Annotated in this window: 14 protein-coding genes; 6 read left to right on the top strand and 8 right to left on the bottom strand. The window is 62.3% G+C overall.

Annotated features, from left to right (window positions below):
- The first annotated feature begins 15 nt into the window (after nt 1-15).
- A complete protein-coding gene (locus ASG55_RS14695; RefSeq protein ID WP_041480644.1) occupies nt 16-423 on the top strand; it encodes a response regulator in 408 nt (135 codons plus the stop codon).
- A gap of 1,008 nt (nt 424-1,431) precedes the next feature.
- Here the strand turns inward: ASG55_RS14695 and ASG55_RS14700 are convergent.
- The 5 genes from ASG55_RS14700 to ASG55_RS14720 form a co-directional block, all read right to left on the bottom strand.
- The gene (locus ASG55_RS14700; RefSeq protein ID WP_041479635.1) at nt 1,432-1,794 is read right to left on the bottom strand and encodes a DUF6124 family protein; all 363 of its coding nucleotides are present in this window, start codon (nt 1,792-1,794) and stop codon (nt 1,432-1,434) included.
- A gap of 520 nt (nt 1,795-2,314) precedes the next feature.
- Nucleotides 2,315-3,985 (bottom strand): ShlB/FhaC/HecB family hemolysin secretion/activation protein, encoded by a 1,671-nt coding sequence (locus tag ASG55_RS14705; protein ID WP_056787743.1) that lies wholly within the window; start codon nt 3,983-3,985, stop codon nt 2,315-2,317.
- A gap of 134 nt (nt 3,986-4,119) precedes the next feature.
- Nucleotides 4,120-5,709 (bottom strand): collagen-like triple helix repeat-containing protein, encoded by a 1,590-nt coding sequence (locus ASG55_RS14710; protein WP_056787746.1) that lies wholly within the window; start codon nt 5,707-5,709, stop codon nt 4,120-4,122.
- Between the two features lie 303 nt (nt 5,710-6,012).
- Nucleotides 6,013-6,867, bottom strand: a complete 855-nt coding sequence (locus tag ASG55_RS14715; RefSeq protein WP_056787748.1) for a MaoC family dehydratase — start codon at nt 6,865-6,867, stop codon at nt 6,013-6,015.
- A gap of 2 nt (nt 6,868-6,869) precedes the next feature.
- A complete protein-coding gene (locus ASG55_RS14720; protein WP_056787752.1) occupies nt 6,870-8,222 on the bottom strand; it encodes a 3-oxoacyl-ACP reductase in 1,353 nt (450 codons plus the stop codon).
- 257 nt (nt 8,223-8,479) lie between these two features.
- Between ASG55_RS14720 and ASG55_RS14725 the strand changes: the two genes are divergently transcribed.
- From ASG55_RS14725 to ASG55_RS14735, 3 genes are all read left to right on the top strand, one after another.
- Nucleotides 8,480-9,757 (top strand): acetyl-CoA C-acetyltransferase, encoded by a 1,278-nt coding sequence (locus ASG55_RS14725; protein WP_056787755.1) that lies wholly within the window; start codon nt 8,480-8,482, stop codon nt 9,755-9,757.
- A gap of 431 nt (nt 9,758-10,188) precedes the next feature.
- Nucleotides 10,189-11,085 (top strand): PA4780 family RIO1-like protein kinase, encoded by an 897-nt coding sequence (locus ASG55_RS14730; protein ID WP_016771829.1) that lies wholly within the window; start codon nt 10,189-10,191, stop codon nt 11,083-11,085.
- Nucleotides 11,086-11,512: 427 nt separating this feature from the next.
- Entirely contained in the window at nt 11,513-12,721 is a 1,209-nt protein-coding gene (locus ASG55_RS14735) for an MFS transporter (RefSeq protein WP_056787758.1), read from the top strand.
- On the opposite strand, the gene cueR is transcribed toward ASG55_RS14735, so the two are convergent.
- The 3 genes from cueR to ASG55_RS14750 all read right to left on the bottom strand — a co-directional run bounded on the left by cueR (nt 12,675) and on the right by ASG55_RS14750 (nt 16,037).
- Entirely contained in the window at nt 12,675-13,088 is a 414-nt protein-coding gene (cueR, locus tag ASG55_RS14740) for a Cu(I)-responsive transcriptional regulator (RefSeq protein WP_016771827.1), read from the bottom strand. The two genes, ASG55_RS14735 and cueR, sit on opposite strands and share 47 nt — an antisense overlap.
- On the bottom strand, nt 13,085-15,478 hold the full coding sequence (cueA, locus tag ASG55_RS14745; protein ID WP_056787761.1) for a copper resistance metal-translocating P1-type ATPase CueA: 2,394 nt from the start codon (nt 15,476-15,478) through the stop codon (nt 13,085-13,087). Before cueA ends, cueR begins: the two co-directional genes overlap by 4 nt.
- Nucleotides 15,479-15,653: 175 nt before the next feature.
- The gene (locus tag ASG55_RS14750) at nt 15,654-16,037 is read right to left on the bottom strand and encodes a hypothetical protein (protein ID WP_024011458.1); all 384 of its coding nucleotides are present in this window, start codon (nt 16,035-16,037) and stop codon (nt 15,654-15,656) included.
- 148 nt (nt 16,038-16,185) lie between these two features.
- On the opposite strand from ASG55_RS14750, the gene ASG55_RS14755 reads away from it, so the two are divergent.
- Both ASG55_RS14755 and ASG55_RS14760 read left to right on the top strand, forming a co-directional pair.
- On the top strand, nt 16,186-16,383 hold the full coding sequence (locus ASG55_RS14755; RefSeq protein ID WP_056787762.1) for a cation transporter: 198 nt from the start codon (nt 16,186-16,188) through the stop codon (nt 16,381-16,383).
- 87 nt (nt 16,384-16,470) lie between these two features.
- Entirely contained in the window at nt 16,471-17,667 is a 1,197-nt protein-coding gene (locus tag ASG55_RS14760; RefSeq protein WP_024011460.1) for a multidrug effflux MFS transporter, read from the top strand.
- Nucleotides 17,668-17,675 lie beyond the last annotated feature (8 nt).

The following is a 17,675-nucleotide window of genomic DNA, read 5'->3' on the forward strand; positions in this document are numbered from 1 at the left end:
ATTCAGGTATTGCCTATGAACGCGTCTTCGTCGCCCCGCCAACAACTGCTTCTGGTTGATGATGAAGAAGACGCGTTGCTGGAGTTGGCGGAGTTGCTGGAGGGGGAGGGGTTTGTCTGTCATACCGCGACGTCGGTGAAGCTCGCGCTGCATCATCTGACCCGGCATCCGGATATTGCTTTGGTGATTACTGATCTGCGTATGCCGGAGGAGTCGGGCATGTCGCTGATCAGGCGGTTGCGTGAGCATACGTCGCGGGCGCATTTGCCGGTGATTGTGATGTCGGGGCATGCGGATATGGAGGATGTCAGCGATATGTTGCGGTTGCAGGTGCTGGATCTGTTTCGCAAGCCGATTTATCACGTCAGGTTGTTGGAGACTCTCGATAATCTTTTTCCCAAGCCTAAGGTTCAGGGTGGGTGAACTCGGCGGCCTTTGGGCCGACCGTGTTGGTGGGGTTTTGGGTGAATATCCGTTGCTTCGGGTGCTGCGGCTGGCGGTTTCGCCTGACGGCGACTTACTTTTTTACAAGCGCCTAAAAAAGTAAGCAAAAAACGCTAGCTCCTGCGTTCGGCCCTCGCAGGCTCGGGGCTCAGCCTTCCGACGTCGCCGGTGGATCAAGATCAAGAGCACTCGAGCTTGCGCTCATTGTTGAGTGGGGCGGCTTCGCCGCGGGCAGCTGCGCTGCTTTGCTTTTGCTTTTGCTTTTGTGGGAGCGAGCCTGCTCGCGAAGGCGGCCTGGCAGCCGACCCATTTCTTCCTGATTTACATCAATCCTGTGGGAGCTGGCTTGCCAGCGAAGGCGGTCTGCCTGCCGACCTGTTTCTCACTGATGTACTCGATTCAAACTGTGGGAGCGAGCCTGCTCGCGAAGGCGGCCTGGGAGCCGACCCATTTCTTCCTGATTTACATCAATCCTATGGGAGCTGGCTTGCCAGCGAAGGCGGTCTGCCTGCCGACCTGTTTCTCGCTGATGTACTCGATTCAAACTGTGGGAGCGAGCCTGCTCGCGAAGGCGGCCTGCCAGCCGACCAATTTCTTCCTGATGTACATCAATCCTGTGGGAGCGAGCCTGCTCGCGAAAGCGCCCTGCCAGCCGACCTGTTTCTCACTGAACACCCACGATCAAAACTGTAGGAGTGAGCCTGCTCGCGATTGCGCCCTGCTAGCCGACCATTTTCTTCCTGATGTACATCAATCCTGTGGGAGCTGGCTTGCCAGCGAAGGCGGTCTGCCTGCCGACCTGTTTCTCGCAGATGTACTCGATTCAAACTGTGGGAGTGAGCCTGCTCGCGATAGCGCCCTGCCAGCCAACCCATTCCTGCCTGATGTACATGAATCCTGTGGGAGCTGGCTTGCCAGCGATGGCGGCCAGTCAGCCAACAACGCTCTGCCTGTCTCACCACCTTCGCAACCAGCCTCTTGCTCTTGTCACTCCGGCACGAGCCTGTCCAGTACGCGGTTGACCGCCAGTTCGCCCAGCATGATCACCTGTTGTATCCCCAGCAGGGAGCTGCGCTGCGGTCCATCGATAAATCCGGCGAGGTCGCTGGCCATGATGCTCGCCGAGGCCAGTGATTCGCAGGCATGGACCAACAGGGTTTCGTTGTCCGCAGCCGGGTCGACGATGAACAGGGTGCTGGGTTTGCGCGGTGCGGCGGGGTCTTTGATGAGGCGGGGGTTGAGGTAGTAATCGATGGCGCGGTCGGCGGCTTCCTTGAGTTTTTGCGCTTCGACGAGCGGGTCGGCGAAGGTTGGATCGGCAAGGGGTGGATCGGGCGTTATCTTCTTCACGGGCTCAGTCTCCTGATGGAGTAGGGCCGCAACCGGTTCGCGACTAAACGAAAGGGAGGCAGCTGCACGCAGGTTAGTCGACCGATGAGCCACGAAATCGGCGCGCCCGAAGGCGCCCTGCGCACAGCCACCATCAAGTGCAGGTATGCAATACCTGGCTGACAGGAACCTGTGCGTCGTGGACAAGCGGGCGACTAAACCCGACCACTGATGAGCAGTGGCAGGCAAACGATAGAACCCGCGCCCCAGGCGCACAAGCCGGCGGATTCTGGCGTAGCCGTAGGCAACGGCGCAAGGATTTGTGGGCTGTTGCGAGGTAACGGGGCGTGTGTTTAAACGGCTGGTTTAAGCGCTGCGATAAATCGGTTGAATAGCCGAACGCTTTCGCGAGCAGGCTCGTTCACACAGGGACGGCGGTTGTACTCAGCAACCATGAACACCGCCGAATCTGTGGGAGCGAGCCTGCTCGCGAAGGCGGTGCGTCAGTCAAAAAAATCCTGACTGACACATCGCTCGACCATCACAACTGATAACTGAAACTGATGCTGTACCGAGGCTTGCGATTGAACGTATCCAGTGCTTCATCCGACATCGCCTTCGCCACTTCCAGCGCCACGTTGTAATACTTGGCATCACCAAAGCGCAGCCCGACGGCGGTCGATGACAGGTTGTTGGCCTGCACCGGCAGTTGGTTGAACCAGCTGCGCGAGCGGTCGACAACTACGTAGGGTTGCAGGATGCGCACCCAGTTGCCGTCGCGGTTGAAGCTGTAGTTGACCTCGTAGGCCACGCCCCAACCCTTGTCGCCCGAGGCCTGGTCGTCGGGGTAGCCACGGCCGAAGTTCTGCCCGCCGAACACGGCGCGTTCGCTGTCGGGCAAGGTGTCGTCGCTCCAGTACAGCGCCGCCGAGAGCACGCCTTGCCAGTTGTCGAGGAACTTGTCGCTCTGCACGCCGGACAAGCGCACGCGGAAAAAATCCAGGTCGATGTCGTCGTAGTTGGTGTGTGCGCCGAGGCTGTCGAAGCCCTGGTAGACGCCGGCACTGAGGATGCGCAGTTGGCGGGCGTCGGCCTTGCGCCAGTCGCCTTCGAAAGCCAGGGCGCGGACATCGGTGCGCAGTTCGGTGCTGAAGGGAAAGTTGATGCCGTCGTAGCGCGTCTTGTCATCGACCGCATACAGACGTGAGCCGGCCGTCAGCAGCTCGTTGGCGGAGGCGATCAGGGGCGTGCTGAAGCCGATCGAGTAGCGATCGTTCTCGCGGTGGGTACTCAGGCGTCCGCCACCGCCGACCAGCACTTCGGTGTCCGGGTCGGCGCGGTAACGCGAGGCCGAGACGTTGAGTTGCGTGCCCTCGGTATCGAGGAACTGGCTGTAGTCGAGACGGTAGTAATGCTCTTTGTCGTCACCCGGCGGGAACAGGCCGCTGAGGCTCAACTGTTCGCCCATCGAAGTCTGCGAATTGCTGCTGACACCGAGCAACGCCTGCGGGCCGTTACGGTTGTCTTCTGTGGTGCTCAGGGTGCTGGTGAACGGTTTGCGACTGGCCTGGGCAACCAGGGTGGTCGCGCCATCGGTGGTGCCCGGTGGCGGCACTTGCGCTTGGATGGTCACGCCAGGAATACGGCTCATCAGCGTGGTGTAGCGCTCGAAGGTCTTGCGCGTCAGCGGGCGTTCGGCCTGGATTTTCGCGGCGAGTTTATCGAGCAGGCCTTTGACCCGACCGATGTCGCCCTGCATCTGGATATCGCGCACATAGCCCTCGACCAGCACCACGCGGGCCACGCCGTCATCGAAGTTCTGTTGCGGCAGGAACGCGTAGGACAACAGATAGCCGTCCTGCTGATAGCGACGGGTGATGTTGCGCGTGGCTTCGATCAGTTCGGCAAGGCTGGCCTGACGGCCGATCAGGGGCTTGTAGATTTCCGCGAGTTCGTTGAGCGGGTAGATCGTGCCGCCTTCGATCTGCACGGTCTTCAGGTTCACCTTGGTTTCCATCAGCAGTGGCTGCGCGGCGGTCGCACCCGGGTCCGGCACTTGCAGCGGCGCCGCGCTCGGGCGATAGGCGTCGGCGGGCAGGTTGGGAACGGGCAGGTTGCGGATGGTTTCGTTGCTGTTGAGAAAGCTGGGCAAGGTGTCGGCGAGGGCAGCGGAACTGAGGCTCAGGCACAGCAGGGATGCCAGTACGCGCATAGGACACTCCATGGTCAGAACACAGCACAGGGCAGATTTTTCCGTAGAAAAAAGGCGGAAGACTCGTGGGAATCTTCCGCCCTCAACCAAGCGTAGGCGCTGTAGGTAAGGCCGTCGAATCGGCCAGGTGCAATTCAGCGTTGAGTGCCGCTCAACGCGCCGGTCAGGCCACCGAGTACCCCGCCCAGACCACCGGTTGCCGTGCCGCCACCAGTGGCAGTGCCGCTGTTGACCAGACCACCGACCGCTGCCACGGTGCCGCCGACGTTGGTAACCAGACCGCCGACAGCAGTGGTGACCGGGTTGTTGGTGGCGGCAATCGCTCCGCCGAGATTGCCGACTGCGGCGCCCACCTGATTTGTAAGACCAGCGACCGGAGTGCCGAGACCGGTAGCGGCGCCGACCTGTTGAGTGACAGTGGTGACCGCGCTGGTGACCGGATTGAGTCCCGCACCGACAGCGGCGCCGACGCTGGCCAGCGGCGAGGTGGATGCAGTAATCGGTGTGCCCGAACCACCGAGTACGGTGTTGATCGAAGCAATCGTGTTGCCCAGCCCGCCGGCGGTGACGCCGCCGGCACTGACCACGCCGCTGGTGCTGCCGGCATTCAGACCGCTGCCGACGTTGACCACCGCACCACCGACAGTTTGCAGCAGACCGGTGCCGCCCAGCCCGCCACCGATGCCGCCACTGCCCGAGCCAGTGCCATTGGACACCAGACCACCCGCTTTGCCGACCGCCGTGCCGGTGTTGCTCAGGGCGCCGCCGAGGGTGTTGGTCAGGGCATTGCCACTGCCTGCGTCGGTAACTTTGCCGCCAAGACTGTTCACCGTGCCGCCCACTTTCGAGATCACCCCTTTGAGCGGATCACCCAGACCGGTGGCATCGCCGAGTTTGTCGGTGGTGCTTTCGACCATGGCGATCACCGGTACCAGGCCGCTGCCGACCTTGTCGGTCAACTGGCTGGTCGGGCCGCTGGTCATTGAGGTGTTGAGGGTGTCGCCAAGCATGGTGACTTTTTCGCCGATGCCATCGACCAGCGGCGCCACACGGGTGACTACACCGCCAACGACAGGAACGCTACGGGTCGCTGTGTTGAGTTTGACGCTGAGGTCTGACACGCCGCCGCCAACATCGGAAACCACGCCGCCAACCGAGGCGACGGTGGTGGTCAGGCCATTGGGGTCAGTGGCCAGTTTGCCGATGCCATCAGTGACGCCATCGCCCAAGGTGCTGACCACGTTGCCGGTGGTGTTGGCCAGGCTTTGGACGATGCCGCCAGCGACCGGAACAGTGCTCAGCGAATCGCCGATCTGGCCGACGCCATCGCCGACACCGCTGACGGTTTTGCCGACATCCTGAACAAGTGTTGTGGTCACCAGCGAAGGTGCAGCGGGATTGGTCGGGTTGGTGGGATCGGTCGGGTCTGTCGGATTGGTCGGATCGGTGCCGCCGCCGGTTCCGCCAGTACCGCCAGTGCTACCGGTTCCACCAGTGCCTGCGGTATCGCCGCCGGTGCCACCTGTGCCACCAGTGCCGGCAGTATCGCCGCCGGTTCCGCCGCCCGCGCCACCGCTGCCATCGGTACCCGCCGTGCCGTCCGCCGTCGAGCTGCCCGAACTGCTGCGATGACCGCCACCGCCGCTGCTGCAGCCGACGAGGCCGACCGAAAGAATCAGTGCCAGCGCGATTGCCGATTTGGACCACATCACTTGAGTTTTCATGATTGAGATTCCTGCACCTGTCACAACGTTACGTTGCCTTCGATGGCTCGCCGATCTGTCGTCGGCGATGCCTCGTCCGTGGCTGTAATCTCTGTCGAGGGCAGGTTTTTCACCATTCTCAAGTTGGTATTAACCCCTTTATATAGAGGGCTCGGCGCTATGCCGAAGGACTAATACCCAGGTAATAAACGGGCAAAAAAAAGCCTTGAAATTCAAGGCTCGGTTTTTTGCAAAGCAGCGGGCAGGGCGCGGAAAAACTTAAGTGATATATACACAATTAACGGGTTTTTCCGCCCCGCCAGATCAGGCGATCGGTTGCCACTGACCGACCATATGTTCCAGGTCGCCGGCGCCGATCAGACGCAACTCACCGCTGGAGCCCGCGGCACTGGCCAGCAATGTCACTTCACTGGGCAGGCGCACCGGTTTGCGAAAGTGCACGGCGATTTCCAGGTTGGCTTTGGGCAGGTGATCAGAGAGTGCCGCCAGTGTGCGTGCCTTGTTCCACAGTCCGTGCGCGATCGCGGTGGGAAACCCGAACAGTTTGGCGCTCGCCGCACTGAGGTGAATCGGGTTGTAGTCGCCGGAGACTTTTGCATACTGGCGACCGATATCAGCAGGTGCAGTCCAGCGCGTCACCTCAAGCAAATCCTGCGACGGCTGCCAGTCCTGTGCCAGCGCTTCGCCCTCGAGTTTCACCCCGCGACAGAGCATCTGGCTTTCGGCTTCCCACAGCGGCCCAAGCTGATCGTCGAGGGTGGTGAGCAGATCGAACGTCGCGCCTTTGGCGTGCGGTTGCAGATTGTGCACACGCACGCTGACTTGCCCGCGACTGATCGCGCCCATTGGCCGCAACACGCGGATGCGGTTGCTCAGGTGAATCAGCCCCAGCAGCGGGAAGGGAAAATCCCTGGCCGTGAGCAATTGCATCTGCAAGGCAAAGGCGAGGATGTGTGGATAGGTCGGCGGCAGCAGGCCGTCATCGACGAAACCGCAGACCCTGCGATAGGCCGCCAGCCGTTTGCTGTCGATATCGACCCAGCAGCGCAGGCCGCTGTTGGGCAGTTGCGTACCGGTCATTTTGCGTCGCGTCGCCGCCCGCGAGTACAGCGCGGGCAGACTCGGTGCGCGATCCAGCGTGTGCCATTCGATGCTCATCTTTATGCCCCCAGAACACTTTGCCCACAGACCCGCAGCGCTTGGCCGGTGAACGCGCCCGTGCCCGGTTGCGCCAGCCACGCCACGGCTTCGGCGACGTCCTGCGGCAAGCCACCCTGGCCCAGCGAACTCATGCGCCGCCCGGCCTCGCGCAGGCCGAACGGAATGTGCGCGGTCATCTGGGTTTCGATAAAACCGGGGGCCACGGCGTTGATGCTGATGCCGCGTTCCAGCAGCGTTGGCGCCCATGCCTGGGCCAGACCGATCAGGCCAGCCTTGCTCGCCGCGTAATTGGTTTGCCCGCGATTGCCGGCGATGCCGCTGATCGAGGCGAGCAGGACCACCCGTGCGTTGTCGCGCAGGGTGCCGCTGTCGAGCAGCGCCTTGGTCAGCACTTGCGGGGCATTGAGGTTGACGGCCAGCACCGCGTCCCAGAATTCCGGGGTCATGTTGGCCAGGGTTTTGTCGCGGGTGATGCCGGCGTTGTGCACGAGGATGTCGAGCCCGTCGGGCAGCTGTTCGATCAAGTGCGCGGCGGCGTCATCGGCGCAGATATCGAGGGTGATCGCCCGGCCGCCGAGGCGCGCGGCGAGGGCCTCGAGGTCGGTCTTGGCCGGCGGTACGTCGAGGAGGATCACCTCAGCGCCATCACGGGCCAGGGTTTCGGCAATCGACGCGCCGATGCCGCGCGCAGCACCGGTGACCAGCGCCTTGCGCCCGGCCAGCGGTCGGGTCCAGTCGGTCACTGGCGTGGCGCACGCGGTCAGGCGAATCACCTGGCCGGAAACGAATGCACTTTTCGGCGAGAGGAAAAATCGCAGCGGGCCTTCCAATTGATCCTCGGCACCTTCGCCGACGTAGATCAACTGCAAGGTGCCACCGCCGCGCAGCTCTTTGGCCAGCGAGCGCGAGAAGCCTTCAAGTGCTCGCTGCGCGCTGGAGGCGAACGGATCACCCAAGGTTTCCGGCGCGCGGCCGAGAATCACCAGGTGCGCGCTATGGTCGAGGTTCTTCATCAATGGCTGGAAGAACTCGCGCAACTGCTTGAGCTGGTCGGTGTGTTGCAGATCGCTGGCGTCGAACACCACCGCTTTGAGTTTCGGCCCGTGGCCGGGGATCCATGCAGTGGCCAGCGAGGGCTCGGTGCCGTAGCTGTAGATCGCGTCGGTCAAGCGATTGGCAAACACGCTGATCCGTTCGGCCAGCGGCCCGCCACCGATCAACAGGGCTCCCTCTATCGGCCGCAGACGCCCCGCCTGCCAGCGTTCCAGCCGCACCGGCGACGGCAGGCCCAAGGCCCCGACCAGACGATGGCCGAAGGATGAGTTGGCGAAGTCGATATAGCGGTCAGACATGGAACGCTCTCCAGAAGTTGGGGTTCAAAGTGTGGACTGTCTACGGTAATCAATCGTTCGATCGGCGCAATAAGGCCTACGCTTGAACACTCAGGTTTAGCAGGTCTTGCAGATAAATGCGGTTCATGTGGGAGCGAGCCTGCTCGCGAAGGCGCTGTATCAGGCGCTGAAGAGGCTGAATGTGCCGGCCTCTTCGCGAGCAGGCTCGCTCCCACAGGGATTGGGCAAATTTCGACCATTTGGAACAGGAGCTTTTCATGACCCAGCTGCGCCGCGTCGCGATCATCGGCGGTAACCGCATCCCTTTCGCCCGCTCCAACGGGCCGTACGCCTCGGCCAGCAATCAGGCGATGCTCACCGCCGCGCTGGAAGGCCTGATCGAGCGCTACAACCTGCACGGCCAGCGCATCGGCGAGGTGGTGGCAGGCGCGGTGCTTAAATTGTCACGGGATATGAACCTGACTCGCGAATGCGTGCTCGGCTCGCGCTTGTCTCCGACGACACCGGCATATGACATTCAGCAAGCCTGCGGCACCGGTCTGGAGGCGGCGTTGCTGGTGGCGAACAAGATCGCCCTCGGCCAGATCGACTGCGGCATTGCCGGCGGCGTCGACACCACCTCCGACGCGCCGATCAGCGTCAGCGAAGGCCTGCGCAGGATTCTTCTGCACGCCAACCGCGCCAAGAGTACCGGCGACAAACTGAAAACCCTTTTGCAGTTGCGCCCCCAGCACCTGATCCCCGAATTCCCGCGCAACGGCGAGCCACGCACTGGCCTGTCGATGGGCGAGCACTGCGAACTGATGGCGCAGACCTGGAATATTCCCCGTGAAGAACAGGATCAACTGGCCCTCGAAAGCCACCACAAGCTCGCCGCTTCCTACGGCGAAGGCTGGCACAACGATCTGATGACGCCATTCCTCGGCCTGACCCGCGATAACAATCTGCGCCCGGACCTGACCCTGGAAAAACTCGCCGCGCTGAAACCGGCCTTCGAGAAAAGCGCCAAGGGCACGCTGACGGCGGGCAATTCCACGCCGCTCACCGATGGCGCTTCGGTGGTGTTGCTCGGCAGTGAAGAATGGGCCAGAGAGCGCGGTTTGCCGATTCTTGCCTACTTGCGCGACGGTGAAGCGGCGGCGGTGGATTTCGTCAACGGTGCCGAGGGCCTGCTGATGGCGCCGGTGTACGCCGTGCCACGCTTGCTGGCGCGCAATGGGCTGACGTTGCAGGATTTTGATTACTACGAAATTCACGAAGCCTTCGCCGCGCAAGTGCTGTGCACGCTCAAGGCCTGGGAAGATCCCGAATATTGCCAAACCCGCCTGGGACTCGACGCACCGCTGGGTTCGATTGATCGCAGTCGGCTTAATGTGAAAGGCAGTTCGCTGGCGGCGGGGCATCCGTTCGCCGCAACGGGCGGGCGGATTGTCGCGAATTTGGCCAAGCTGCTGGATGCGGCGGGCAAGGGGCGAGGGTTGATTTCGATCTGTGCGGCGGGCGGGCAGGGTGTCACCGCGATCATTGAACGCTGAAAAAGCCCCTCACCCTAACCCTCTCCCCAAAGGGAGAGGAGACTGATTGGGGGATGCTTGAAATCGACGCCGACCTGAGCGCCCTTCACCGAATCCAGAGATGCGATTCAAACCATAAGCGCTGCGGTCTCTCAGGTCGATGTATTACGGGAGACACCTCGGTCGGCCCCCTCTCCCTCTGGGAGAGGGCTGGGGTGAGGGCAACTGAAGTTCACCGACCATGTCAGATTCTGTCGCAAATGCCCTTGCCGACCGATACCAATCAATGCCACGGTCTCGGCTATGATTTGCCCGGGTCGCTGCGATTGATCCGGCACAGTGTGTGCATCCTCAAGGTTCACAGGTCGGCAACCCCTCCCCGTCGGGCGAGGATTGCCGTATAACGAGTGACATTCGCGTGTTTGGTAATAAAGGACCCACAATAAAAGCTGATGAAGACTCCAAAACGCATTGAACCCCTGATCGAGGACGGTCTGGTCGACGAAGTGCTGCGTCCACTGATGAGTGGCAAAGAGGCAGCTGTTTATGTAGTGCGCTGCGGCAATCAGTTACGTTGCGCCAAGGTCTACAAGGAGGCGAATAAACGCAGTTTCCGCCAGGCGGCCGAGTATCAGGAAGGCCGCAAGGTTCGTAACAGTCGTCAGGCGCGGGCCATGGCGAAGGGGTCCAAGTTCGGTCGCAAAGAGACCGAAGACGCCTGGCAGAACGCCGAAGTGGCGGCGCTGTTCCGTCTGGCCGGCGCCGGTGTGCGAGTGCCCAAACCCTATGACTTCCTCGACGGCGTGCTGTTGATGGAGCTGGTGGCTGACGAATTCGGCGACGCTGCGCCGCGTCTGAACGACGTGGTACTGGAGCCGGATCAGGCGCGCGAGTATCACGCCTTCCTGATTTCGCAGATCGTGCTGATGTTGTGTACCGGTCTGGTGCACGGTGACCTCTCCGAGTTCAACGTGCTGCTGACACCTACCGGCCCGGTCATCATCGACTTGCCCCAGGCAGTCGACGCTGCGGGCAACAACCACGCGTTCAGCATGCTCGAGCGTGACGTTGGCAACATGGCTTCGTACTTCGGTCGCTTCGCGCCGGAATTGAAGAAGACCAAATATGCCAAGGAAATGTGGGCGTTGTACGAAGCCGGCACCTTGCACCCGAACAGTGTGCTGACCGGCGAGTTCGACGATCCGGAGGACCTGGCGGATGTCGGCGGGGTGCTGCGCGAAATCGAAGCGGCGCGCCTCGACGAGGAACGCAAGCAGGCCATTCGCGCGGCGGACGACGCGCCGAAAGGCAAACCCGAAGAACCGCCTCCACCGCCGTGGATGCAGTGATCGCGTGATGAAAAACCCGGCTTCGGCCGGGTTTTTTGTTTGAGTCAAAAAGCACCCTCACCCCAGCCCTCTCCCGGAGGGAGAGGGGGCCGACCGAGGTGTCTTTAGCCATACATCGACCTGAAAAAACCGAGTCGATTATGGATTCAACGGAAAACGTTCAGGTCGGTGTATTTCCCAAATATCCCCCAATCGGTCCCTCTCCCGGAGGGAGAGGGGGCCGACCGAGGTGTCTTTAGCCATACATCGACCTGAAAAAACCGAGTCGATTATGGATTCAAAGAAAAACGTTCAGGTCGGTGTATCTCCCAAATATCCCCCAATCGGTCCCCTCTCCCTTTGGGAGAGGGCTAGGGTGAGGGGGCTTTCGGATCCTGGCTTATTCGCGTCTACTGTCCAGCGCTCCAACCACACTCAAGGACTGAATGTGACCACCCTACGCAACACCCACCTGATCGTAACCGCCCGGCTGATCTCCGATTTCGGCGCCTTCCTCAACATGGTCGCGCTGGCCACTTACGTTTATTTGCTGAGCAACAGCGCCATGAGCGTCGGCATCTTCCTCGCCAGCCGTGTCAGTGGCGGAATTTTCGCCAGCCTGATCGGCACACGCTTCTACCGACGCTGGCAGGGCCGCGCGCCGCTGATTGCGTTCGATCTGTTGCGTGCGGCAGTGCTGGGGCTGCTGTTGATCACACCGGCGAGTCAGCAGGCATGGCTGTTGCCGTTGATTGCCTTCGGCCTCGGCCTGGGCAATTCGATGTTCGCCATCGGCCTCAACAGCCAGTTGCCGCGTTTGATCGCGCCGGCGCAATTGCTCAGGGCCAATGCCTGGATCACTTCAGCTTCTTCTGCGGCGATGGTCGGCGGCAGTCTGGTGTCGGGGTTGCTGGTGGCTGCTTTTGGTTTCGAAACGGTCTTCGCCCTCAACGCGCTGACCTATTTGCTTGCGGCGCTGCTGATCGTGCCGCTGCGTTTCGAAAAAACCGATGTCAGCGAACAGCCGGAGCGCGGTGAATGGTTTGCGCTGCGGCAGGGCCTGCGTTCGGCGCCAGTGGTCGCGGCCATGCTCGCGGTGACCATGGCCGACACCTTGGGCAGCGCTGCGCATAACGTCGGCTTCCCGATCATTTCGAAACTGCTCACGCCGGAGGCGGCGAGTACGACCTTGGGCCTGGCGCTTGCGGTATGGGCCAGCGGCAAACTGCTCGGCGCACGCATCGCCAGTCACCTCAAGGGCTCGGAGAACAGCCACCTCGAAAGAAGATTTTTCTGCGGCGTGGCGCTGATGTCGTGCGGTTTCATTCTGATGTTCCAGCAGCATAGCCTCTACGGTCTGCTGCTGTTCGCCTTGCCGGCGGGGCTTGGCGACGGGGTTTCCGAAGTCAGCCTGATGTCACGTTTGCAACGGGAACCTGCGGCGTTGCGCCTGCCGATTTTCAGCGTGCTGACCTTGCTGCAGATGAGCGGTTTCGGTATCGGCATGCTGGTCGCTGCGCCGTTCTATGCGTGGTGGACGCCGGGGGCCGTGGTCATGCTGTTCCACGGCATTCCCCTGGGTACGTTGTGCGTGGTGACGCTGTTGCGGATCAGGCGCGGGCGGGTTGCGCGCAGCAGCCCGACGCCAGTTCCTTGAGGATCGGGCAGTCCGGGCGATGGTCGCCGCTGCAATGCTCGACCAGATCCTGCAGGGTGTCGCGCAACTCGCCGAGCTCGCGGATCTTCTGGTTCAGCTCGTCGATGTGCTGGCGCGCCAGTGCTTTCACATCGGCGCTGGCGCGCTGGCGATCCTGCCAGAGGGTCAGCAGCTTGCCGACCTCTTCCAGGGAAAAGCCCAGATCCCGCGAGCGCTTGATGAACGCCAGCGTGTGCAGGTCATCGCTGCCGTACACGCGGTAACCGCTGTCGGTGCGATTGGCCGCTTTGAGCAGACCGATCGATTCGTAATAGCGGATCATTTTTGCACTCAGGCCACTCTGCCGGGCTGCTTGGCCGATGTTCATCGGTGTTCCTCCAGGTCCTTGGGTTTCCAAGTTTTCAACAGTAGCGCATTGCTCACCACGCTGACGCTCGACAGCGCCATCGCCGCGCCGGCCAGCACCGGATTGAGGAAGCCGAACACCGCCAGCGGAATGCCGATCAGGTTGTAGACAAAGGCCCAGAACAGGTTCTGGCGAATCTTCGCGTAGGTCTTGCGGCTGATCTCCAGCGCTGCCGGCACCAGTCGCGGATCGCCGCGCATCAACGTGATGCCGGCCGCGTGCATGGCGACGTCGGTGCCGCCGCCCATGGCGATGCCGATGTCTGCGGCGGCGAGGGCCGGGGCATCGTTGATACCATCGCCGACCATGGCAACCACGCCGGTTTTCTTCAGCTCGGCCACCGTCGCGGCTTTGTCGGCCGGCAGCACTTCGGCGTGGACATTTTGGATGCCCAGAGCCTCGGCCACCACCCGTGCGCTGCCACGATTGTCGCCGGTCAGCAGGTGGCTCTGGATATCCCGTGCGGCGAGTTGTTGCACCGCTTGCAGAGCGCCGGGTTTCAGCGTGTCACCGAAGGCGAACAGACCAAGCACCTTCGGCTCGGGACTTTGCTCAATCAACCACGACAATGTGCGGCCTTCACTTTCCCAAGCCTCGGCGGATGAGCTCAATTCACCGGCACCCAACCCGCTTTCGTCGAGCATCCGCCGATTGCCCAGCGCCAGGCGCCGGCCATCCAGCGTGCCAGCGATGCCGCGCCCGGCCAGCGACTGGCTGTCGCTGACATCGGGCACGTTCAAGCCGCGTTCGGCGGCTGCATCCAGCACGGCTTTGGCCAACGGATGCTCGCTGCCGCGCTGCAAGGCACCGGCCAGTGTCAGCAGATTGTTTTCGTCACCATCGACCGCGCTGAAGTGCGCGATACGCGGCGTACCCGAGGTCAGCGTGCCGGTCTTGTCGAACACCACACTGCTGACTTCATGGGCGCGCTCCAGTGCTTCGGCGTCCTTGATCAGAATGCCGTGGCGTGCGGCGACGCCGGTGCCGGCCATGATCGCCGTCGGGGTGGCGAGGCCGAGGGCGCACGGGCAGGCAATCACCAGCACGGCGACGGCATTGATCACCGCGGTTTCCAGCGGTGCGCCGTACAGCCACCAGCCGACCAGCGTAGCCAGGGCGATCAGCAACACGGTCGGCACGAAGATCTGGCTGACCTTGTCCACCAATTTCTGGATCGGCGCTTTCGCCGCTTGCGCGTCTTCGACCAGACGAATGATCCGCGCCAGCACGGTTTCCGCGCCGAGCGCCTGGGTGCGCACCAGCAAACGACCTTCGCCATTGATCGCGCCGCCGGTGACCTTGTCGCCCGGTTGTTTCGGCACTGGCAGGCTTTCGCCACTGATCAGCGCTTCGTCGGCGTGGCTCTGGCCTTCAACGACTTCGCCATCCACCGGGAAGCGTTCGCCGGGTTTGACCAGCACCAGATCGTCGAGGCGCAGGGCGCTGATCGCAACTTCCTGCTCACGCCCGTCGATGACTTGAATCGCCCGCTCCGGCCGCAACGCTTCAAGAGCGCGGATGGCGCTGGCGGTCTGGCGTTTGGCGCGGCTTTCGAGATATTTGCCGAGCAACACCAAAGCGATGACCACCGCCGAGGCCTCGAAATACAGATGCGGCATGCGTCCGGCGGCGCTGGCCCATTCATAGACACTCAGGCCATAACCGGCGCTGGTGCCGAGGGCGACGAGCAGGTCCATGTTGCCGGCACCGGCGCGCACGGCTTTCCACGCCGCAACATAAAAGCGTGCGCCGAAGATGAATTGCACCGGTGTGGCGAGGGCGAATTGCGCCCAGGCCGGGAGCATCCAATGAATGCCGAACGGCTGCAGCAACATCGGCAGCACCAGCGGCAGAGCGAGGGCGATCGCACAGATCAATGCCCAGCGCTCACGGTGCAGGCGTTTTTGCTGGTCATCGGACTGTGGCCGTTCAGCTTGCCAGACACTGGCCGAGTAACCGGCCTTGCTCACCGCGTCGAGCAGGGTTTGCGTATCGACCTGGCCGAGCAATTCGATGTGCGCACGTTCGTTGGCCAGATTGACGCTGACGCTGCTCACGCCTGGGACTTTGCTCAGGGCGCGTTCGACGCGACCGACGCAGGACGCGCAGGTCATGCCGTCGATGCTCAATTCGACGGTTTGCCGGGGCACGCTGTAACCGGCGCGCTCCACGGCTTGCATCAGCGCCGGCAGGCTGTCGCCGGGCGCCTGTACCCGCGCCTGTTCGGTGGCGAGGTTGACACTGACGGCACTGGCGCCGCTGACCTTGCGCAGCGCTCGCTCGACACGCCCGGCGCAACTGGCACAGGTCATGCCGGCAATCGGCAGATCGAAAGTGGTGGATTCGGACATCGGTCGCGCTCCCTGTAGTGGATGTCTACAGGATCAACCTTGCCATGCGGGCAAGGTCAAGCACCATTCTTGTGGGAGCGAGCCTGCTCGCGAATGCGGTGCATCATTCAGCAATCATGTTGGCTGACCCGGCGCTTTCGCGAGCAGGCTCGCTCCCACAGGTCGAGGCGGTTGCTCAGTAACCGAGGCCAGCCGGCTTGAGGTACACGCCTTCGGCATTCATTGCCAGGCGGAACTTCAGCACATCCCCGGCGTGCAGCACGACTTCCTGCGAACCCGGTGCGAGCATGCCGGGATTGCAACCCGGCGCCTGTCCCGGCAGCAGTTTCAGGCGCAGCGAAACCTTGCCCGGTGGCAGGTTGAACGAAGTGCTCTGCTCCTGGAACAGGCGCGCCGAGAGCTGGTCCTGGATGTACACGCCGATTTCGCACGAGGTCGCCACTTCGAGGCGCTCGCGGGAAATGATCAGTACCGCGTAATCCTCGCCGGCGGCTTGCACCTGCGGGACGGCGGCGAAAAGGCTGAGCAAGCCAAACAGGCCCAAAGCTGACCAGCGCATGGCTGAATCTCCTGAATTCCAGTCATTGATACACGCAGCTTGGCCGAGCGCAGCGCCGATTGCCAGCCCGGCAGTTTTTCGCAGAACTTGACCTTGCCATCGTGGCAAGCTCGAGACTGCCGGCAACCCCACTCAAAGGAGTCTTCCCATGCAAGTGTTCAACGTTCAAGGCATGTCCTGCGGTCATTGCGTCAAAGCCATCACCACTGCGGTACAGGCGCTGGATCCGGCAGCCAGCGTGCGGGTCGATCTGGCGGCCAAGGAAGTCGGCGTCGAAAGTGCGCTGAGTGCCGATCAGGTCATCGAAGCGATCCGCGAAGAGGGTTATGAGGTGAAGCTCGTCTGAAATTGATCGTTAGCGAGCTATCGGAATGTTCAAGGCGTCCGGGCGCGGCTAGACTGTCGGGCTGCGACTTGCCCACCTGGATGCCTGATGAATTTCCGCACGATTTTGATACTCGGCGCCTTGAGCGCTTTCGGTCCTTTGGCGATCGACTTCTATTTACCTGCGTTCCCGGCCATGGCGCTGGCGTTCGGCACCGATGAGCAGCACGTTCAACTGACGCTGGCGGCATACTTCCTCGGTCTGTCTCTGGGACAACTGGCTTACGGACCGATTTCCGATCGTTTCGGCCGGCGGCTTCCGCTGCTCAGCGGCGTTGCTCTGTTCACCCTGGCGTCATTGGCCTGCGCCTACGCGCCTAGCCTGGAATGGCTGATCGGCGCGCGTTTCGTCCAGGCACTCGGTGGCTGTGCGGGGATGGTGATTTCCCGTGCGGTGGTTGCCGACAAATGCGATGCGGTTGGCTCGGCGAAGGTGTTTTCCCAGTTGATGCTGGTGATGGGCCTGGCGCCGATTCTGGCGCCGATGCTCGGTGGGCTGCTGGTCAACACTACGGGTTGGCAGTCGATCTTTCTGGTCCTCACCGGGTTCAGTGCGGCGGCGGGTCTGGCGGTGGCATTGGGGCTGCCGGAAAGCATGCCGGCCCACGTGCCGCGCCAGCCGTTGTCCGGTGCGTTGCGCCAGTACGCGCGACTGGTCAAGGACTCGGTCTATCTGGGCCATGCCCTGACCGGTGGCATCGCGATCGCCGGCATGTTCGCCTACATCGCTGGCTCCCCGTTTGTGTTCATCAAGCTCTACGGTGTACCCGCCGAGCATTTTGGCTGGCTGTTCGGCACCAACGCGGCGGGGTTCATTCTGGTGGCGCAGGTCAATGCGCGTTTGCTGGCCAAGCGTGGTCCGGCATTTTTGCTGGTACGCGCGGTGTGGGTGTACTTCCTCGCCGGGCTGACGCTGCTGGCGGTCAGCGCGATGCGTCCAGAGGCGTTGTGGCCGTTGCTGATTCCGCTGTTCATCTGCATTGCCAGCCTCGGCTGCATCATTCCCAACGCCTCAGCTTGCGCAATGAACGGTCAGGGCGCCCGTGCCGGCAGTGCATCGGCAATGCTCGGTTGCCTGCAATTCAGCATCGCCGCCGGTGCCGCCGCGTTGGTGGGGGTGTTGCACGATGGCAGCGCCGTGCCGATGGCGATGGTCATCAGCCTGTGCGGTTTGCTGGTGGTGAGCGTCGCGCTGCTCACCCGGCGTTTGCAGAATGCCCGGGCGCTGGCGCAAGCCCAGGTCTGAACGCTCGA

It is taken from the genome of Pseudomonas sp. Leaf434 (assembly GCF_001425545.1).
GTDB classification, from domain to species: Bacteria; Pseudomonadota; Gammaproteobacteria; order Pseudomonadales; family Pseudomonadaceae; genus Aquipseudomonas; species Aquipseudomonas siliginis.